Origin of the sequence: Pseudomonas sp. RA_105y_Pfl2_P56 (assembly GCF_963970845.1) — a bacterium.
Classification (GTDB): Bacteria; Pseudomonadota; Gammaproteobacteria; order Pseudomonadales; family Pseudomonadaceae; genus Aquipseudomonas; species Aquipseudomonas baetica_A.
Map to the genome: position 1 here is coordinate 1 of NZ_CAXAPL010000036.1, position 16823 is coordinate 16823.

The 16823-nt window shown below is 58.6% G+C and carries 18 protein-coding genes; 5 read left to right on the forward strand and 13 right to left on the reverse strand.

Annotated features, from left to right (window positions below; genetic code table 11):
• Positions 1–189: 189 nt before the first annotated feature.
• Complete coding sequence (locus AACY11_RS21475) at positions 190–411, reverse strand: YgdI/YgdR family lipoprotein (protein WP_339431219.1); 222 nt, start codon at positions 409–411, stop codon at positions 190–192.
• Positions 412–489: 78 nt separating this feature from the next.
• A complete protein-coding gene (mobA, locus tag AACY11_RS21480; RefSeq protein ID WP_339495686.1) occupies positions 490–1092 on the reverse strand; it encodes a molybdenum cofactor guanylyltransferase MobA in 603 nt (200 codons plus the stop codon).
• An 81-nt stretch (positions 1093–1173) separates the two neighbouring features.
• Between mobA and moaB the strand changes: the two genes are divergently transcribed.
• Both moaB and AACY11_RS21490 read left to right on the forward strand, forming a co-directional pair.
• The gene (gene moaB, locus AACY11_RS21485) at positions 1174–1713 is read left to right on the forward strand and encodes a molybdenum cofactor biosynthesis protein B (RefSeq protein ID WP_339431221.1); all 540 of its coding nucleotides are present in this window, start codon (positions 1174–1176) and stop codon (positions 1711–1713) included.
• A complete protein-coding gene (locus AACY11_RS21490) occupies positions 1697–2923 on the forward strand; it encodes a molybdopterin molybdotransferase MoeA (protein WP_339495687.1) in 1227 nt (408 codons plus the stop codon). Before moaB ends, AACY11_RS21490 begins: the two co-directional genes overlap by 17 nt.
• Positions 2924–2984: 61 nt before the next feature.
• Here AACY11_RS21490 and AACY11_RS21495 read toward each other — a convergent pair whose 3' ends face one another.
• Entirely contained in the window at positions 2985–3293 is a 309-nt protein-coding gene (locus tag AACY11_RS21495) for a hypothetical protein (RefSeq protein ID WP_339431274.1), read from the reverse strand.
• Positions 3294–3606: 313 nt separating this feature from the next.
• Here AACY11_RS21495 and yegS point away from each other — a divergent pair, with 313 nt between their 5' ends.
• Positions 3607–4524, forward strand: coding sequence for a lipid kinase YegS (gene yegS, locus AACY11_RS21500; RefSeq protein ID WP_339431223.1), 918 nt, complete (start codon positions 3607–3609; stop codon positions 4522–4524).
• On the opposite strand, the gene AACY11_RS21505 is transcribed toward yegS, so the two are convergent.
• The 3 genes from AACY11_RS21505 to AACY11_RS21515 all read right to left on the reverse strand — a co-directional run bounded on the left by AACY11_RS21505 (position 4508) and on the right by AACY11_RS21515 (position 7003).
• On the reverse strand, positions 4508–5167 hold the full coding sequence (locus AACY11_RS21505; protein ID WP_339431224.1) for a response regulator transcription factor: 660 nt from the start codon (positions 5165–5167) through the stop codon (positions 4508–4510). The two genes, yegS and AACY11_RS21505, sit on opposite strands and share 17 nt — an antisense overlap.
• Positions 5164–6057 (reverse strand): sensor histidine kinase, encoded by an 894-nt coding sequence (locus AACY11_RS21510; protein ID WP_339495701.1) that lies wholly within the window; start codon positions 6055–6057, stop codon positions 5164–5166. The genes AACY11_RS21505 and AACY11_RS21510 overlap by 4 nt, the downstream gene beginning before the upstream one ends.
• Before the next feature lie 475 nt (positions 6058–6532).
• Positions 6533–7003 (reverse strand): hypothetical protein, encoded by a 471-nt coding sequence (locus AACY11_RS21515; protein ID WP_339431225.1) that lies wholly within the window; start codon positions 7001–7003, stop codon positions 6533–6535.
• A 453-nt stretch (positions 7004–7456) separates the two neighbouring features.
• Between AACY11_RS21515 and AACY11_RS21520 the strand changes: the two genes are divergently transcribed.
• Positions 7457–8392: a chemotaxis protein CheV gene (locus AACY11_RS21520; RefSeq protein WP_339431226.1), complete on the forward strand. Its 936-nt coding sequence runs from the start codon at positions 7457–7459 to the stop codon at positions 8390–8392.
• Between the two features lie 91 nt (positions 8393–8483).
• Complete coding sequence (locus AACY11_RS21525) at positions 8484–9290, forward strand: MOSC domain-containing protein (RefSeq protein WP_339495688.1); 807 nt, start codon at positions 8484–8486, stop codon at positions 9288–9290.
• Between the two features lie 75 nt (positions 9291–9365).
• Here AACY11_RS21525 and ppnP read toward each other — a convergent pair whose 3' ends face one another.
• From ppnP to AACY11_RS21560, 7 genes are all read right to left on the reverse strand, one after another.
• Positions 9366–9650: a pyrimidine/purine nucleoside phosphorylase gene (gene ppnP, locus AACY11_RS21530; protein WP_221729165.1), complete on the reverse strand. Its 285-nt coding sequence runs from the start codon at positions 9648–9650 to the stop codon at positions 9366–9368.
• Between the two features lie 71 nt (positions 9651–9721).
• Positions 9722–10264 (reverse strand): exonuclease domain-containing protein, encoded by a 543-nt coding sequence (locus tag AACY11_RS21535; protein WP_339431228.1) that lies wholly within the window; start codon positions 10262–10264, stop codon positions 9722–9724.
• 70 nt (positions 10265–10334) lie between these two features.
• Positions 10335–12296, reverse strand: coding sequence for an acetyl/propionyl/methylcrotonyl-CoA carboxylase subunit alpha (locus AACY11_RS21540; RefSeq protein ID WP_339464787.1), 1962 nt, complete (start codon positions 12294–12296; stop codon positions 10335–10337).
• Between the two features lie 52 nt (positions 12297–12348).
• The gene (locus AACY11_RS21545) at positions 12349–13146 is read right to left on the reverse strand and encodes an enoyl-CoA hydratase/isomerase family protein (protein WP_339431230.1); all 798 of its coding nucleotides are present in this window, start codon (positions 13144–13146) and stop codon (positions 12349–12351) included.
• Positions 13143–14300 (reverse strand): citronellyl-CoA dehydrogenase, encoded by a 1158-nt coding sequence (atuD, locus tag AACY11_RS21550; RefSeq protein ID WP_339431231.1) that lies wholly within the window; start codon positions 14298–14300, stop codon positions 13143–13145. Before atuD ends, AACY11_RS21545 begins: the two co-directional genes overlap by 4 nt.
• 30 nt (positions 14301–14330) lie before the next feature.
• Positions 14331–15947 carry a geranyl-CoA carboxylase subunit beta gene (atuC, locus tag AACY11_RS21555; RefSeq protein WP_339431232.1) on the reverse strand — a complete coding sequence of 539 codons (1617 nt, stop codon included), beginning with the start codon at positions 15945–15947 and terminating at the stop codon, positions 14331–14333.
• A 3-nt stretch (positions 15948–15950) separates the two neighbouring features.
• Positions 15951–16820 (reverse strand): SDR family oxidoreductase, encoded by an 870-nt coding sequence (locus AACY11_RS21560; RefSeq protein ID WP_339431233.1) that lies wholly within the window; start codon positions 16818–16820, stop codon positions 15951–15953.
• Positions 16821–16823 lie beyond the last annotated feature (3 nt).

Sequence of the window (16823 nt, forward strand, 5' to 3'; positions counted from 1 at the left end):
TCGACTTGGTCGACAACCGACAATTTAAAAGTCAGCGTGTAATCGCGCTGACTACGTTTTGCGCCCGTATCCATTGCACCCTCCTGATAAGAAGCCAGAAGGTGTAAACCTTATTCAGGACGAGACAGTGTCCATGAAAAAGCCCGCATGAAAATGCGGGCTTTTCTGTATCCGTTGTCGACGTAGAGCTTAAAGCTCTTTAACGGTACGAACCTGATCCTTGTTGATGCGAGTTTCTTTACCGTCCAGCTGTTTGAACTCGTAGAAACCTGAATCTTCGTCGTATTGCGGGGTGTCGACGGCCTGGATTTCGCGACCGTCATTCAAGGTGATCACTGTAGGCGAGGAGCAACCGGCGAGGGTAGCGAGGCCCAGTGCGAGCATGAAAGTGGCGAGGGTCCGTTGAGTCATTAGTGTGTCTCCGAATGGGAATTCTTTTGGTTACTGAGCTTGAGACGTACGCAAGACGTCAGAGTTCCTTCGATAATGTCAGTCTGACACGGTGTTGTGTGAATTTAACAGGTCGGGGGTGTTCAGGTTAGCCAGTCGCGGGTCGTTGTCGGGGCATTGCAGGGCATTGGCGCCCAAGCTGCGCATCACTCGGCCGGGGCTGCGTTCACCGGCGTTCCAGGCGTCTTCGAAGGCCGGTAAAAGGGCGGCCGGAATCACGCAGAGCAAAGGTTCCCAGTGCTTGCCGTGGCGCAACATTAAAGGTTTGTCAGGATGCCGGTTGGCGGTTTCGCGCATGTCGTGCAGCAGCGCTGCGTCGATACTCGGAACATCACATGGCAATACCAGCAGGTGAGGATGGCGCGCGGCTTTCAGGCCCGCACGAATGCCCGCCAATGGTCCTGGAAAGTCGCTCTCGTCATCGATCACCAATTGATCGGCGAACAGCGCATAACGCTCGCGATTGCGATTGCAGGAGATGATCAGGTCGTCAGTCAGTGAGCGAGTCTTGCGCTGCAAATGTGCGATCAGCGGGTCGCCCCTCCACTCCACCAGACCTTTGTCCTGACCGCCCATGCGCTGGCCGCGTCCGCCTGCCAGAAGGAGAATGGAGCAGGGCGGCAGTTGCGTCTTCAAGGTCATGGCTGCTCTCCAGAGGGGCGGCAAAAAAAAGGGGCGCTGTGATATAACACCGGGCTGTTTCCCCTACAACTGGACGAGCCTATGAAAGCCAAGGCTGATGTACCTTTCGTGCCGCTCAATATTGCGGTTCTGACTGTCAGCGATACCCGAACCCTGGAAACCGACACCTCCGGTCAGGTCTTCGTCGACCGCTTGACTGCGGCTGGCCACGTTCTGGCCGAGCGTGTCTTGCTTAAAGATGACCTCTACAAAATTCGAGCGCAAGTCGCCCACTGGATCGCCGATGATGTCGTGCAGGTTGTGCTGATCACCGGTGGCACCGGTTTCACGGGGCGTGACAGCACGCCGGAAGCCGTGGCGTGCTTGCTCGACAAGCAAGTGGATGGGTTTGGCGAGTTGTTCCGGCAGATATCGGTGGCCGATATCGGCACCTCTACCGTGCAGTCCCGTGCGCTGGCCGGCCTGGCGAATGGCACACTGGTTTGCTGCTTGCCGGGTTCGACCAACGCCGTGCGCACGGGCTGGGATGGCATTCTTGGCGAGCAATTGGACGCTCGCCACCGCCCGTGCAATTTCGTGCCTCATCTGAAAAAGGCGATGCCTTGTGAGTCCCGTGGGTAAGCCGGGCAAGACGGGCTCGCTGATGCCGGTCGAGGAAGCGCTGGCGCGTTTGCTGGATATGGCCGAAGCCTCGCCAATCGTCGAGCATGAGTATTTGCCACTGGCGCTGGTCGAAGGTCGGGTGCTGGCCGAAGATTTGATTTCGCTCCTCGATCTGCCACCTTGGCCCAATAGCGCCATGGATGGATATGCCCTGAACCTGGCCGACTGGACCGGCGAACCTCTGCCAGTCAGTCAAAAGGTGTTTGCCGGGCAGTCTCCCGAAGCTCTGAAACCCGGTACCTGTGCGCGCATCTTTACGGGAGCGCCGGTACCGTCTGGGGCTGATTGCGTAGAAATGCAGGAAAACGCTGACGTTCAGACTGATGGAACCGTACGCTTCATCGAACCGATGAAGATCGGCCAGAACATTCGCCCACAAGGCCAGGAAACAACGGTCGGTGAGTTGATCCTGTCGGCCGGAACCCGGCTTGGCCCGATTGAGCAAGGTTTGGCTGCTTCGCTGGGCTGCGCCGGTCTGACGGTTGTGCGCAAGGTTCGGGTGGCGGTGATTTCCACTGGCGACGAATTGGTCGAGCCGGGTCAACCGCTGGGGCCAGGGCAGATCTACAACAGTAATCGGGTGCTGCTGTGCAGTTGGTTACAGCGTCTGGGCTGTGAAGTGGTCGACGCAGGCATTCTTCCGGATGATCTGGCTGCCACCCGCGCTCGCTTGGGTGAGTTGCAGGATGTTGATCTGATTCTTTCCACCGGAGGCGTTTCGGTGGGAGAGGCTGATTTTCTGGGTGTCGCTTTGCGAGAAGAGGGCGAACTGGGCCTTTGGAAGCTGGCAATCAAGCCCGGAAAGCCGCTGATATTTGGCCATTTCCGCAATGTGCCCGTTATCGGGTTGCCCGGTAACCCGGCTTCGACGTTGGTGACTTTCGCGCTGCTGGCTCGGCCTTACCTGATGAGGCGCCAAGGCGTGCGGGATGTCGGCCCCCTGAAGTTCAAGGTGCCAGCAGGCTTTGTCTGGCCTGTTGCCGGCAATCGGCGTGAATACTTGCGGGGGCGTCTTGAACAGGGGAGGGCGACTATCTACCGTAACCAGAGCTCAGGTGTGTTGCGCAGCGCCGCGTGGGCAGACGGATTGGTTGAAGTATTGGAGGGGGGCACTCTGCTCGAAGGAGACGAGGTCGTCTTCATTCCGCTGAGTGATCTCCTGGGCTGAACCCTGCTTCGCAAATGCAGGCGTCGACTGATCCTGTCGACGCCTGCAATGTTTCGTTCGGTCAATGGCTGATCAGTGCAACAAGCTGGTCGAATCGGCTATTGGCCACCCAACCCAACAGACTCAGCACTACGGCTGTTGCGCCCGCCGAGTAGGCGAGACGGTGTTTGATCGTTCTGACGTCACTTCGGACTTCGTCCATGTCCCGTCGAATGTATTTGAGGTGGGTTTCCAACTCGGTCACACGAGGTTCCATATCTGTTTCTCCAGTGGTCTTGGTGCTGCTTTTGAAATCGGACTTGTGACTCGCGCGACATTCGGCGAGAGGGGCAACCGGACTCACTGGCATTCTGGCTTCATGGCTTGACATGGACATATCCACTTGCTGTTTCAAATGTACGCCAGCGACCTTTTTCATCTTTCGAGCTATTAAAAAACCTTGGGGAGTTTCCACTCATTACATGCACATCCTTGTGTTGTCGGATTGATGATTGATACCGCCGGCACACGGTGACCCAACTGTTCTGTGTGGTCAATTGAGCCGATTTCGCATGTTTCGTAAGAAAAAGTACCGCTGTGTAGGACGCTTCGGCCGGCAATTGAATTAATTGTCATTGCTGTGGCTTTTTTGCGCGACACGGCGGTCAACATGTTTCAATCGATTCAATTCAGGGAGTGACGCTATGAGTGAACGCCGGGCGCTGTTGGTTCTGCATGGCAAGCAGGCACTCAACGAGGCCGTTCGCACCGCGGTAGAGAACAAGCGCAAGCAAGGCTGGGAGTTGGCGGTACGCCTGACCTGGGAAGCTGGGGATGCCCAGCGATGGGTCGAGCAAGCGTTGGCGGACGGGTACACGAAAATTATTGCTGGCGGCGGAGACGGCACGTTGCGCGATATCGCCGAAACCCTTGCGGCGCATCCAGGCAAAGCCAGTCTGGTGCTATTGCCTTTGGGAACTGCCAACGACTTTTCCCGCGCAGCAGGGATCCCGCTGGAGCCGGCCAATGCGCTTGAACTTCTTGATGTACCGCCGTGTGACATTGATCTGGGGGAAGTGGGCGGGCAGGTCTTCCTGAATATGGCTACCGGCGGTTTCGGCAGTCAGGTTACGGCCAATACTTCAGAAGAGCTGAAAAAAGTATTGGGTGGTGCAGCCTATCTGTTCACCGGTTTGTCGCGGTTCAGTGAGCTGCATGCTGCTTATGGTGAGCTGCAAGGGCCGGATTTCCATTGGAGCGGCGAGTTGCTGGCATTGGGGATCGGCAACGGGCGTCAGGCGGGTGGCGGGCATGTATTGTGTCCGCAGGCGCTGGCCGATGACGGTTTGCTTGATATCAGCATCTTGCCCGCACCACAGGAGTTGGCCGGCACCTTGAAGTCGCTGCTCAGCGATGGTTTCGGTATCGACAACATGTTTGTCAGAACCCGATTGCCTTGGGTCGAAATCAAGGTCGCTGAAGGGCTGTACATCAATCTTGATGGTGAGCCGCTGGAAGGCAGCAGCATGCGGTTCGAGGCGCGGCCAGCGGCGTTGCAGGTTCACCTGCCGAGGAGTTCGCCGCTATTGACCATCAAGCCATCAGTCAGTCGTCCAGACTGATGATCTGTTCGCGCACGGCGAACAGTACAAGGCCCGCCACATCGTAGATTTGCAGGCGTTTCATGATCTGCGAACGGTGGGTCTCTACAGTCTTGATGCTCAAACCCAGGCCATTGGCGATTTCCCGGGTGGATTTGCCGCGTACGATCAAACGCAGGATTTCCAGCTGTCGGGCAGTCAGGTTGTGCGAGTCGGCGGTTTCCGGTTGCTGCTTCTGATTGCGGGTCAGCGCCTGGTTGATCACGGTGTGGGCGATGGCCGGACTCAAGTAACGCTCGTTGTTGCGCAAGGCTTCCAGGGCGTGCTCGAGTTCGGTGGCTGTGGTGTCCTTGAGCAGGTAGCCGTGGGCACCGGACTCCAGTGCCTGCATGATCAGCGCAGGGTCGGTGTGCATCGACAGGATCAGCACTTTGCTCTGCGCACGCACGCGCTTTAACCGTTGCAAAGCTTCCAGCCCGCCGGTTTCTTTCATGGAAATATCCAGCAGCACGATATCGGGACTCAGTTGCTCGACCATTTCGAGCAATTGCGAGCCGTCATTGGCCTCGCCAATCACCGCGTAACCGGGAATATCCAGCACCAGAGCGCGCACGCCGGCCCTGATCAGCGAGTGGTCATCCACCAGAAGTAAGTTGCAAGTCAACGCATAACCTTATTCGTACTGGCCCGTTCGAGTGCACGGGGGGCCCAGGGGAAAAGTGCTTCGATTCGAGTGCCTTTGCCGGGCTCACTGATAACGTTCAGGGTGCCACCCAATTGCTCGATCCGTTCGGCCATCCCGGCCATGCCTCGCTGTCCTTCACGACCTGGATTGGCGGCAGGGGCAAATCCCCGTCCGTCATCGCTGATCAGCAACGTCAGGCCCTTTGGCAGGCGTTGCACGCGTATCACCAGATTTTTCGCCTGCGCGTGACGCAGGATATTGGTCACCGCCTCCTGGGTGATGCGAAAGGCGGCGACCGCCATTTCTTCCGGGATGCCGTTAAGGCGCTGCTGGCAATCGAGGCTCCAGTGCACGCTTGTATGAGTCAATGTCTTGAGCAGATGTGCTCTCAGGCTGGCTTCAAGGCCAAGGCTGGTCAATTGGCGAGGATTGAGAATGGCCGAAACATCGCGCACCTTGTTGAGCGTTTCCTCAAGGGTTTCGCACAGTGCGGTGCATTGGTCCTGCAAGTCTTCCGGCATCCGCCGTTTGAGCCAGTCGCTCTGCAGCTTGGCGGCGGTCAGCAATTGGCCGATATCATCGTGCAGCTCGCGGCTAAGGCGGTGGCGCTCGTTTTCCTGGACTTCGAGCAGGCGGTCGGCGAGCTCCTGCGGCTGGAATTTGATTGATTTGCGTGACAGCCGATATTGCACCCAGACACAGGTGGTAGCCGCGACGTCAAGCAACAACAGGCCGAGGCCAATGTGTGCGGAAAAGCCATAGGTCAACAGGCTGCCAAGTGTGGCCGCGACACAAAGGATGAGTGTGAACCGGCGGGCGTTTTCCCGAGAGGGTGGCCATGTGGTGATTGACTTGAGACTGGCGTACATAACGGATGGAGCCAATGGATGTTCGCTGCGGGTAGACCGGCCGGTGGCTGGCGGGTCTCTGTCTGAAAATGCTGTCAATTATGTTATTGATTTCAACGCGGTTCAGTGATCGTGTTTGGCTGCCAACTTCGCTGGAGTGCCTATAGGTGGAGTCACTGTGCCATTAACTTGAGAGCAACTAATGGGCGGCATAATACCACTTAAGATACCGTTGGTCGCGCTTGCTATATATGTCCGAGAAGTCAGGAATATGTGTGGTGTCGGGCACAATTGCCATAATGGGAAAAGTCAATCTATTGTGTTCAATAGATATCTGCGTGCCTGAAGTTGAGTTTCAACACACAGGTAAACCCTGAGCCCAGCCGGAAATATCCATGGCTGTCAGGTGTGATGATTTAATTCGATTTGTCGCTGACAGGCATGAACTATTCAATCACGACATTTGGCGGCCTCTTCAGTCATGGCGTGCGCCGGATCAGGCCTGTCGCTCCGAAAAGGCCAGGAGGGGCAAACGTTTGGCGGTGGGGGCTGGCTGAAACCGAGTTTGACCGACTTGAAAGGCGAAGGCATCGATCAGCGAGGCCTGTTCACTTTTATCGAGGCTCAGTTGTCCGGTGCTCTGATCGACCAGTTCAAGTTGCCAGGCCATCAGCGTGAAGCAATCTTTCAAGGCAACCAGGGCCTGTTCGTGCAGGTCGACGTGGTCCTGCACCGGGTTGAGCAAGTCGTAAATGTGCCGGGAGAACTCGGAAATAGCCTCAAGCGCCAGGGCCTCAGCCCTGCTTGCAAGCTTGAGCAGCGTGCTGAGCATGCAGTCGATGGCGTCCTTGTCGTTGCTGATCAGTTGTAGATGGCTGAGGCATTCTTCGGACTTGGCCAGGAGCGTTTCGGCCTCGACCAGAAATTCGGGGAAGCGTTGCGCCCACTCTTTACGGTCGATCGGCATGCTTATCTCCACAACGTCATGTCTGGTGAGGGAGTGCCGTGTGTGACGACGATCATGAATCGTCGGGAGATCGCGCCCAGACGTGCAGGTGCACAGACTGAGAGGTTCCAGAGGGGTTGTTGCCACTGAACTGCGATCGCACACAATAGCCTGACTCCGTTCATGCAATGAGAATGGCGTCACATTAATGGCTATTGGATATTGCGAATATCAGGTTGATCCTGATTGTTACTAGGGGAATCCCTTAGGCGCGGGAACCTACAGTGCAAACCGAGGTCGCGCCGCAAAGAATGTAGCAGATGAAAATCACGGCGCCAGTAAAGCATGATGTTAATGTGACATCAATGGTGCGTTATGGCATTTTGATGGTGAATTTTGCGGGAATCAAGATTCGTCATAGACCGCCGATAACCCCTTTTAGTGAATTCATCAGAACAAGCCCAGGAGTCATTGATGGCCGGCATTCTCGACACGGTAGACCAACGCACGCAACTGGTGGGTGAGAATCGCCTGGAAATTCTCATGTTCCGGCTGGCCGGGCGCCAATTGTTCGCGATCAACGTGTTCAAGGTTCAGGAAGTGCTGCAACTGCCAAAGCTGACCCTGATGCCTCAGCGTCACCCGTTCGTCTGCGGCGTGGTCAACCTGCGTGGGCAGACGTTGCCGGTGATCGACCTGTCGCAAGCAATCGGTATGCGTCCACTGGTACCTGGTCCGAACAGCACCATCATCGTTACCGAGTACAACCGTTCGGTGCAGGCATTCCTCGTTGGTGGTGTGGATCGCATCGTCAACATGAACTGGGAAGCCATTTTGCCGCCGCCGACCAGTGCTGGCCGTCAACACTATCTGACGGCGATCAGCAAAGTCGACGATCAACTGGTGGAAATCATCGATGTCGAGAAAGTGCTTGCCGAGATCGTCCCGTACAACGCCAAGGTCTCGCGTGACAAACTCGACGATCCGGTGCTGGAACGCGCCCGTGATCGCGAAGTCCTGTTGGTGGACGACTCCAACGTGGCGCTCTCGCAATTGCGTGACACCCTCGGCCAGCTCGGCGTGAAAATGCACATTGCCAGCGATGGTCTGAAGGCACTGAACATGCTCAAGGCTTGGGCGGATACCGGCGTGAACATGACGGACAAACTGCTGATGGTATTCACCGATGCGGAAATGCCGGAGATGGACGGCTATCGCCTGACCACCGAAATTCGTAACGATCCACGTCTGCGTGGTCTGTATGTGGTGTTGCACACCTCGTTGTCCGGCAGTTTCAACGAATCGATGGTGAAGAAGGTTGGCTGCGACAATTTCCTCTCCAAGTTCCAGCCGGACAAACTGGTCGACGTGGTACGCCAGCGTCTGATGCTCGACGAAGTGCCAGCGTGATGGATCTGTTCGAAGGCTGACCTCTCGTCAGCCTTTGATTCGCGGGTGAAGCTCGTATAGGGTGGCGTTTTTGCCCACAAGGGAGTTGGCCATGCTGCGTCTGAGCGCGCTTTATCGTTACCCGTTGAAATCCGGCAAGGCCGAGGTTCTGCAAGGGATCAGCCTGGACAAGCTGGGACTGGAGGGCGATCGACGCTGGATGTTGGTCGACGAAGCCAGCGGCCGTTTCCTGACCCAACGCGCCGAAGCGAAAATGAGCCAGCTGTCCGCGCTTTGGAATGCTCAGGGTGGTCTCACCTTGAGCGCGCCTGAGTATGCTTCAATCGACATCACCTTGCCTGCCAGCGATGCGCAGTTACGTGGCGTGACCATCTGGCGCGACACGTTGCGTGTGCCGGATGCCGGTGACGAAGCGGCAAATTGGGTCAGCGAATTCATCGGTAAACCGACCCGTCTGGTGCAAGTACCGCTGGACCGGGCACGCACGACTCAGGCCGGTTTTGGCAAGGACGACGACCAAGTCGCCTTCGCCGATGGTTTTCCACTGTTGCTGATCGGTGAAGCCTCGTTGCAACACCTGTCGAAACAGGTCGGGCGGCCGTTGGAAATGCTGCGTTTCCGGCCGAATCTGGTGATCGAAGGCAGCGAGGCGTACGCCGAAGACAGCTGGAAGCGTATCCGTATCGGCGATGTCGAATTGCGCGTGGTCAAGTCATGCTCGCGTTGCATTCTGACCACGATTGATCCGCAGACCGGCGAGCGCAGCGCTGATCGTGAACCGCTGGCGACCCTGCAGAAAACCCGTGCCCAGGCCGACGGTGCGATGTTCGGTCAGAATCTGGTCAACGACGGCAATGGTCGTCTGGAAGTCGGGATGGCGGTAGAAATTCTCGAGTAATCGATGCCAGAACGAAAAATGCCCGTGTCCTTGGACACGGGCATTTTTTTTTTATCGCGCATGAACCCGCTGGGTTTAGCCGCGGTATTCGCACAGGTAAGCGGTGTCGACCGCGACTTTCAGCTGGAATTTGCTGTTGGCCGGCACGTTGAACTGGCTTCCGGCGGCGAAGGTTTCCCAGTTGTTGCTGTCCGGCAGTTTGACGGTCAGTGCGCCAGACACTACGTGCATGATTTCACGCTGGCTGGTGCCGAATTCGTATTCGCCCGGGGCCATGACGCCGATGGTCGCCGGACCTTCAGCGGTGCCAAAGGCGATCGACTTGACGGTGCCGTCGAAGTACTCGTTGACTTTAAACATGGGCGATTCCTCGAAAAGGGCTAAAAAGTGAGGCGGCCAGTATGCACAAGGCTTTTAACGCCGTCACGCCCCTAAAGCGGCAGAACCAGCGGCAGCAGGCGCGCGGTGTTGCGTGCATCCTCCAGCGCTCGGTGTTGCTGACCACTGAACTGCATCCCGGCCAGTTGCAGCGCACCATTGAGGCCCAGCGGCCGCTCCAGGCGCCGGGCCTTGGCGAAGCGTTGCTTGAGGTTCATGTGCGGCACCCGGCTTAAGGCGCTGTCGAATTGCAGCCGCTGCCATTCCTGAAGTAGTTGTTTGCGGTCGTAATCGCCCCAGCTCACCCAGCCTTCGAGGCGCGTCTGATGCTGACCGAGCCAGCGTTCGAAGGCCGGCCAAACCTCGGTCAACGGCAGCGCCGCGTCGATATTGGCTTGAGTGATGTGTGTGAGTTCGCGACAGAACGGCGTCAGCAAGGGCCGTCGTGTCGGTTTGACGAAGCGCTGGAAGTGATCCTGCTCGCGTCCGGTACGATCAACCAGCGTGGCGCCGATCTCGATAATTTCCATTTCGGTGACCGGCCAGCCACCCTCGTCGGTGGTGGCTTCCAGATCTATGACCAGCCAGTGAGGCATCGCAGGGTTCCTGATTTCCGCGTCCTGATTCATCAGAGCGTAGTCAAACCCTGCGTTTGCGCCTGGCGACTCACTCCACTTGCAACAGGATCTGACGATTTTTTACCTGATCGCCGACCTTGACCTGCACCCGCTTGAGCACGCCGTCAATGCCGGCCTTGAGCGGGTGCTCCATTTTCATTGCCTCCAGCACCACCAGCAACTGACCTTTGCTGACTGCGCTGCCTTCGCTGACCAGTACGTCGACGATGGCGCCGTCCATCGGTGCTTTTAGCGTGCCGGAGCTGACGCTGGTCTGACTGCCGATGACCGCGTGAGTTCGATTCTCAAGGTGCAGGTTGCCGGGATGGGTGAACAGCCAGAGTCGCTCAGCATTGAGCCGATAGGCGTGTCGCTGGCGCAAACCGTCGATCTCCAGCGTCAACGCCAGCGGCGTGTGGTCGATGATTTTGAGTTCCAGGGTCTGTTGCGCCACTAGCACCTGGAAGGTGTTTTGCCCGCGCGGGAGTAGTTGCAGCATCCAGTCCTGCGAATCGAGCCCGAGGCGATAGTGCAGCGGCACATTGGCATTGTTGCGCCAACCCGCCAATGCCGTGCGGTGGAGGCGGGCGCTTGAGTGGTAGAACAGCACCGCGGCGATTGCCAGTTGTTCGGTACTGGGCACGTAGCTGTGCAGGCTTTCGTGATCCGAAAAGTGCTGGGCAATGAACGCCGTGCTGAACGCACCCCTGACAAATTGCGCCTGTTGCAGCAGGCTGACCAGCAAACGCTGATTGCTTTGCACACCCAGCAACACCGTGTCCTGCACGGCACGCAACAGTTTGCGCCGCGCCTCTTCGCGGGTGGCACCGTGGGCAATCAGTTTGCCGAGCATCGGGTCGTAGAACGGGCTGATCGTTTGACCTTCGAGCAGGCCATGATCGATGCGTGCGCCGTGCAAAAGCGCTGGCTCCCAGGCTTCAATGCGCCCGGTTTGCGGCACAAAGTCCTGTGCCGGGTCTTCGGCATAGAGCCGCACTTCCATGGCATGGCCATTGAGTTGCACCTGATCCTGAGTCAACGGCAGTGGCTGTCCTTCGGCGACCAACAGTTGCCAGGCGACCAGGTCCAGCCCGGTAACCAACTCAGTCACCGGGTGCTCCACTTGCAGGCGCGTGTTCATTTCCAGGAAGTAGAATTGCCCGCGGGCATCGAGCAGAAACTCCACGGTACCGGCGCCGACGTAGTTCACTGCACGTCCGGCCTTGAGCGCGGCCTCACCCATGGCCTGGCGCAGTTCGGCGGTCATCACCGGGCAGGGTGCTTCTTCGATGACTTTCTGATGACGACGCTGGATCGAGCAGTCGCGTTCGCCAAGGTAGATAAGGTTGCCGTGCTGATCGCCGAACAGTTGCACTTCAACGTGGCGCGGTTCGATCAGCGCTTGTTCGAGGATCAATTCGTCACTGCCGAATCCGTTCAACGCTTCCGAACGTGCGGTACGCAATTGCGCCGGCAATTGCGACGCGTTGTGCACCAGACGCATGCCGCGTCCGCCTCCGCCTGCGCTGGCTTTGATCATCAATGGATAGCCGATGCGTTCGGCTTCGCGCAGCAATGTGCTGTCGTCCTGTTCTGCACCTTGGTAGCCGGCGATGCACGGCACGCCGGCTTCGAGCATGGCGATTTTCGACAGACGTTTGCTGCCCATCAGTTCGATGGCGTCGGCACTTGGTCCGATGAAGGTCAAACCAGCCTGTTCGCAGGCGCGGGCGAATGCGGCGTTTTCCGAAAGAAAACCATAGCCGGGGTGGACGGCATCGGCGCCGCTGCGGCGGGCGGCATCGAGAATGGCCGGGATGTTCAGGTAGGACTGCTGCACTGGCGCCGCACCGATGGGCACGGCTTGATCAGCCATTTTTACGTGCAGCGCATCGGCGTCGGCTTCACTGAACACCGCGACGGTGCGATAGCCCAGGGCCTGTGCGGTGCGCTGGATACGGCAGGCGATTTCACCGCGGTTGGCGATCAGGATTTTCTGAATGGCGGGCATGGGCTGTTCCCTCGAAAGTTGCGGTGTATGTGCTGGCCTGCTCGCGAAGCTTTTAGGTGGCCCACCCGGGTTTGCGTTTTTGCATGAACGCCATGGTGCCCTCGATGCCTTCAGTACTCGTCACCGCTTCGCTGAACCACTGCGCCGCTTCATCGAGTAATTCACTTGACGGTTGCCCGGCACTGGCCAGCAGCAATTTCTTCGTCGCAGCATTCGCCTCCGGCGCGCAACACAGGACATGCTGCAGCACCTCATCCAGGCGCTCGGCCAGGGCCTGCGCATCCTGCTCGACAAAATGCACCAGCCCCAAACGGCGTGCCTGATGGCCGTCGAAACGTGCTGCTGTCAGCGCCAGTCGACGGGTTTCAGTCAGGCCGATGCGTTGCAATACAAACGGTGCGATCTGCGCGGGGATCAGGCCCAGGCTGGTTTCCGGCAAACCGAATTGCGCCTGGTGATCGGCAATCGCGATATCGCTGACACACGCCAGTCCGAAACCGCCGCCCATCACGGCGCCTTGCAGCACGCAAATCAGCACTTGCGGCGCGTGTTGTGCTTCTTCCAGCAATGCCCCGAACGCACGGTTCAAGTGGCGGTAGGCATCTGCACCCTGAGTGCGGGCGTTGGCCATGTCCTTGATGTCGCCGCCTGCACAAAAATGTCCACCGGCACCGCTGAGTACCAAGGCTCGAATGGCACGCTCATCGCGAACCGCCGCCAGCATCGCGCGCAGTTCGGCGACCATCTGCAGGCTCATTGCATTGCGGCTTTGCGGGCGATTGAGGGTGACGTGCAGTACGCCGCCGTGCCGCTCCAATAGCAGTGTCTGGCAATCGGGCAGGGGGCTCATTTTTTTTTCCCCGGCAGGATGCCCATCAGTTTGCAGATGATCCCCAGCATGATTTCGTCGGCACCGCCGCCAATCGACACCAGCCGCACATCGCGGTAAGCGCGGGCCACCGGGTTATCCCACATGAAACCCATACCGCCCCAATATTGCAGGCAACTGTCGCTGACTTCGCGACCCAGACGCCCGGCCTTGAGCTTGGCCATCGAGGCCAGGCGCGTGACGTCCTGGCCTTTGATGTATTGCTCGGTGGCCTGGTAGACCAGTGCCCGCAGGCATTCGATTTCGGTCTGCAATTCGGCGAGGCGAAAGTGGATGACCTGATTGTCGATCAGGGCGTTGCCGAAGGTTTTGCGCTCCTTGCAGTACTCGATGGTGCTGTCGACGCAGTATTCCAGGCCCTTGAGCATGTTCGCCGCACCGAACAGACGTTCTTCCTGAAACTGCAGCATCTGCATCATGAAGCCGGCGCCTTCATGGCCGATGCGGTTGCGCTGCGGGATGCGCACGTTGTCGAAAAACACCTGAGCGGTTTCCGAGCTGCGCATGCCGAGTTTGTCCAGATGCGAACTGAGACTGATCCCGGGTGTGTTCATCGGCACCATGATCAGCGATTTGTTGATGTGCGGCTTGTCGTCGGAGGTATTGGCCAGCAGACAGATGAAATCAGCGCTTGGTGAGTTGGTGATCCACATTTTGCTGCCGTTGATCACGTAGTCGTCGCCATCCTTGCGGGCGTTGGTTTTCAGCCCGGCGACGTCGGAGCCAGCGCCCACTTCCGAGACACCGATACAGCCGACCTGCTCGCCGCTGATGGCCGGGCGCAGGAATGCTTCACGCAGTTCATCGGAGCCGAAGCGGGCCAGCGCCGGGGTGCACATGTCGGTCTGCACGCCGATCGACATCGGAATGCCACCGCAGTGAATGGTGCCGAACTCTTCGGCGGCGACAATCGAATAGCTGTAATCAAGGCCCATGCCGCCGAATTTTTCCGGTTTGGAAATCCCCAGCAAGCCCAGATCGCCTGCCTTGCGGAAAATGTCGTGGATCGGAAAGCGTCCGGCCTTTTCCCATTCGTCGACATGTGGATTGATCTCGTGCTCGACGAATTGGCGGACGGTGCGGCGCAGTGCTTCGTGTTCCGGGGTGAAGATCATTTTTATTGTTCTCCGTAAGATCCGTGGCGATCAGAACCGGCTGACGCCGAAGCTGTTGGGTTGCAGGGCGCGGAGGTCGGCTTCGTGGCAAATATCCAGCAAGTAGCCCAGCAGGGTGCGCGTATCGCGGGGGTCGATCAGCCCGTCGTCCCACAGGTTGGCGCTGCCGTAGAGGGCGGTGGATTGGCTGTCGAGTTTCTGTGCGGTGGCCTGTTCGAGCATGTCGAGCATTTTCGGATCAGGCGTCAGGCCGTCCTTGAGCTGCTTGGCTTGGGTGACGATGCGCAGGACTTTACCCGCCTGAGCCCCACCCATCACGGCCGTGCGGCTGTTGGGCCAGGCGAAAATGAAGCGCGGATCGAGACCGCGCCCGCACATCGCGTAGTTGCCGGCGCCGTAGGAGCCGCCCACGACAATCGTCAGTTTAGGCACCCTGGCATTGGCCACGGCTTGAATGAGTTTCGAGCCGTGTTTGATCACGCCTTGCTGCTCCGACTCGGTGCCGACCATGAAGCCTGTGGTGTTGTGGAAGAACAGCAGCGGTGTCTGGCTCTGATCGCACAGTTGAATGAATTGCGCCGCTTTGCTCGCGCCGTTGGGGGTGATCGGGCCGTTGTTGCCGATGAACCCGCAGGCGCGCCCCTGAATTTTCAATTGGCCGCAAAGGGTTTGCTGATCGAATTCGCCTTTGAATTCGAGGAAGCAGGATTCGTCAGCGATGCGCGCGATGATTTCGCGCACGTCGTAGGGCTTTTTCGGGTCGTCCGGTATCAGCCCCAGCAACTCGTCGATGGGGTAGAGCGGCTCTTTATATTGCGGTTCCGGCAACCACGGCAGTTGCTCGTTCCACGGCAGCATGCGCAGGATTTCGCGCACCTGGCGTACCCCGTCGGCATCGTTTTCGGCCAGGTATTCGGCAGTCCCGGCAACTTGCGCGTGCATCTCGGCGCCGCCCAATTCTTCATCCGTGGCCACTTCGCCTGTGGCGGCTTTAAGCAAAGGGGGGCCGGCAAGAAACAGCTTGGCCTTGCCGCGCACCACCACCACGTAATCCGACAACCCCGGTTGGTACGCGCCGCCAGCCGTCGCCGAGCCGTGTACGACGGTAATCTGCGGTAAACCCATGGCCGACATCCGCGCCTGATTGGCAAAACTGCGTGCGCCTTCGACGAAAATCTCCGCGGCATAATTGAGGTTGGCGCCACCGCTTTCGGCGAGGGTGATGACCGGCAGTTTGTTCTCCTGAGCGATCTGTTGCAGGCGCAGGGATTTTTTCAGACCGCTGGGTGAGATCGTGCCGCCCTTGATCGCACTGTTGTTCGCCACCACCAGCGCACGAATGCCAGACACGTAACCGATGCCGGCAATCAAGCCGCCACCGGCCGCGCTGCCATCCTTGTCATCGTGCAGTTTGTAACCGGCAAGGCTGGCCAGTTCGAGAAACGGCGCGCCGGGGTCGAGCAGCAGGTTCAGGCGTTCTCGGGGCAGCAGTTGGCCGCGCTTGTCGAATTTCGGCTTGGCTTCGGCGGCCTTGTTCAACAGGTTCTGTTCCAGTTGCTGGACGTGTTCGATGGCGGCGAGCATTGCTGCGCGGTTGCGGGCGAATGCCTCGCTGTGCGGGTCGAGTTGGGACTGGATCTGCGCCATGGCTTACTCCTTGTCCTGCAAAACGTCGGGAAGGTAAGCGCGGTGGAAACCGTTGAATGAGTCACTGTGGGTCGCCTTGTGCAACGGCCATGCACGGCAGCCGATGCTGGCGGCACCATCGATTTTCAGCGTGCTGCCACTGATGAATGCCGCTGCCGGGCTGAGCAGAAATACAATCGCCGCGCTGACTTCCGATTCGGTGCCGATGCGCTTGAGCGGCACATGTTCACGCAGGGTCGGGATCACCGCTTTGAACGCCCCTTCGTAGGTGTCCATGCCACTGGAGGCGATCCAGCCCGGCGCGACCGCGTTGACTCGCACCCCGGCGTATCCCCACTCGAAGGCGGCAGTTTTGGTGAAGTTGTCCATGCCTGAACGCGCGGCGCCCGAGTGGCCCATGCCGGGCATGCCGCCCCACATGTCGGCGAGCATGTTGACGATGTTGCCACCGTGTTTGCTCATCGACTGGTTGAACACTTCCCGGGCCATCAGGAAACCGCCGACCAGATTGGTGCGTAGCACGGTTTCGAAACCTTTCTGATTGATCGACGCCAGCGGTGACGGGTACTGACCGCCGGCATTGTTGACCAAACCGTGGATCGGCCCGTGCTCGGCGATCAGCACCTTGACCAATTCCTTCACCGCCTCTTCATCGCGAATATCGCAAGCCTTGCAGTGTGCACGGCCACCGTCCTCGGCGATTTCGGCGGCGACCTTCTGCAGCTTTTCAGGTTTGCGTCCGACCAGCAGCACCTTGGCACCGAGCGCCGCCAGTTCATGGGCGGTGCAGCGACCGATGCCGCTGCCGCCGCCAGTGACGATGATGGTTTGGCCGCTGAACAGATCGGCTCTGAAAATCGACGCGTAAGCCATGCA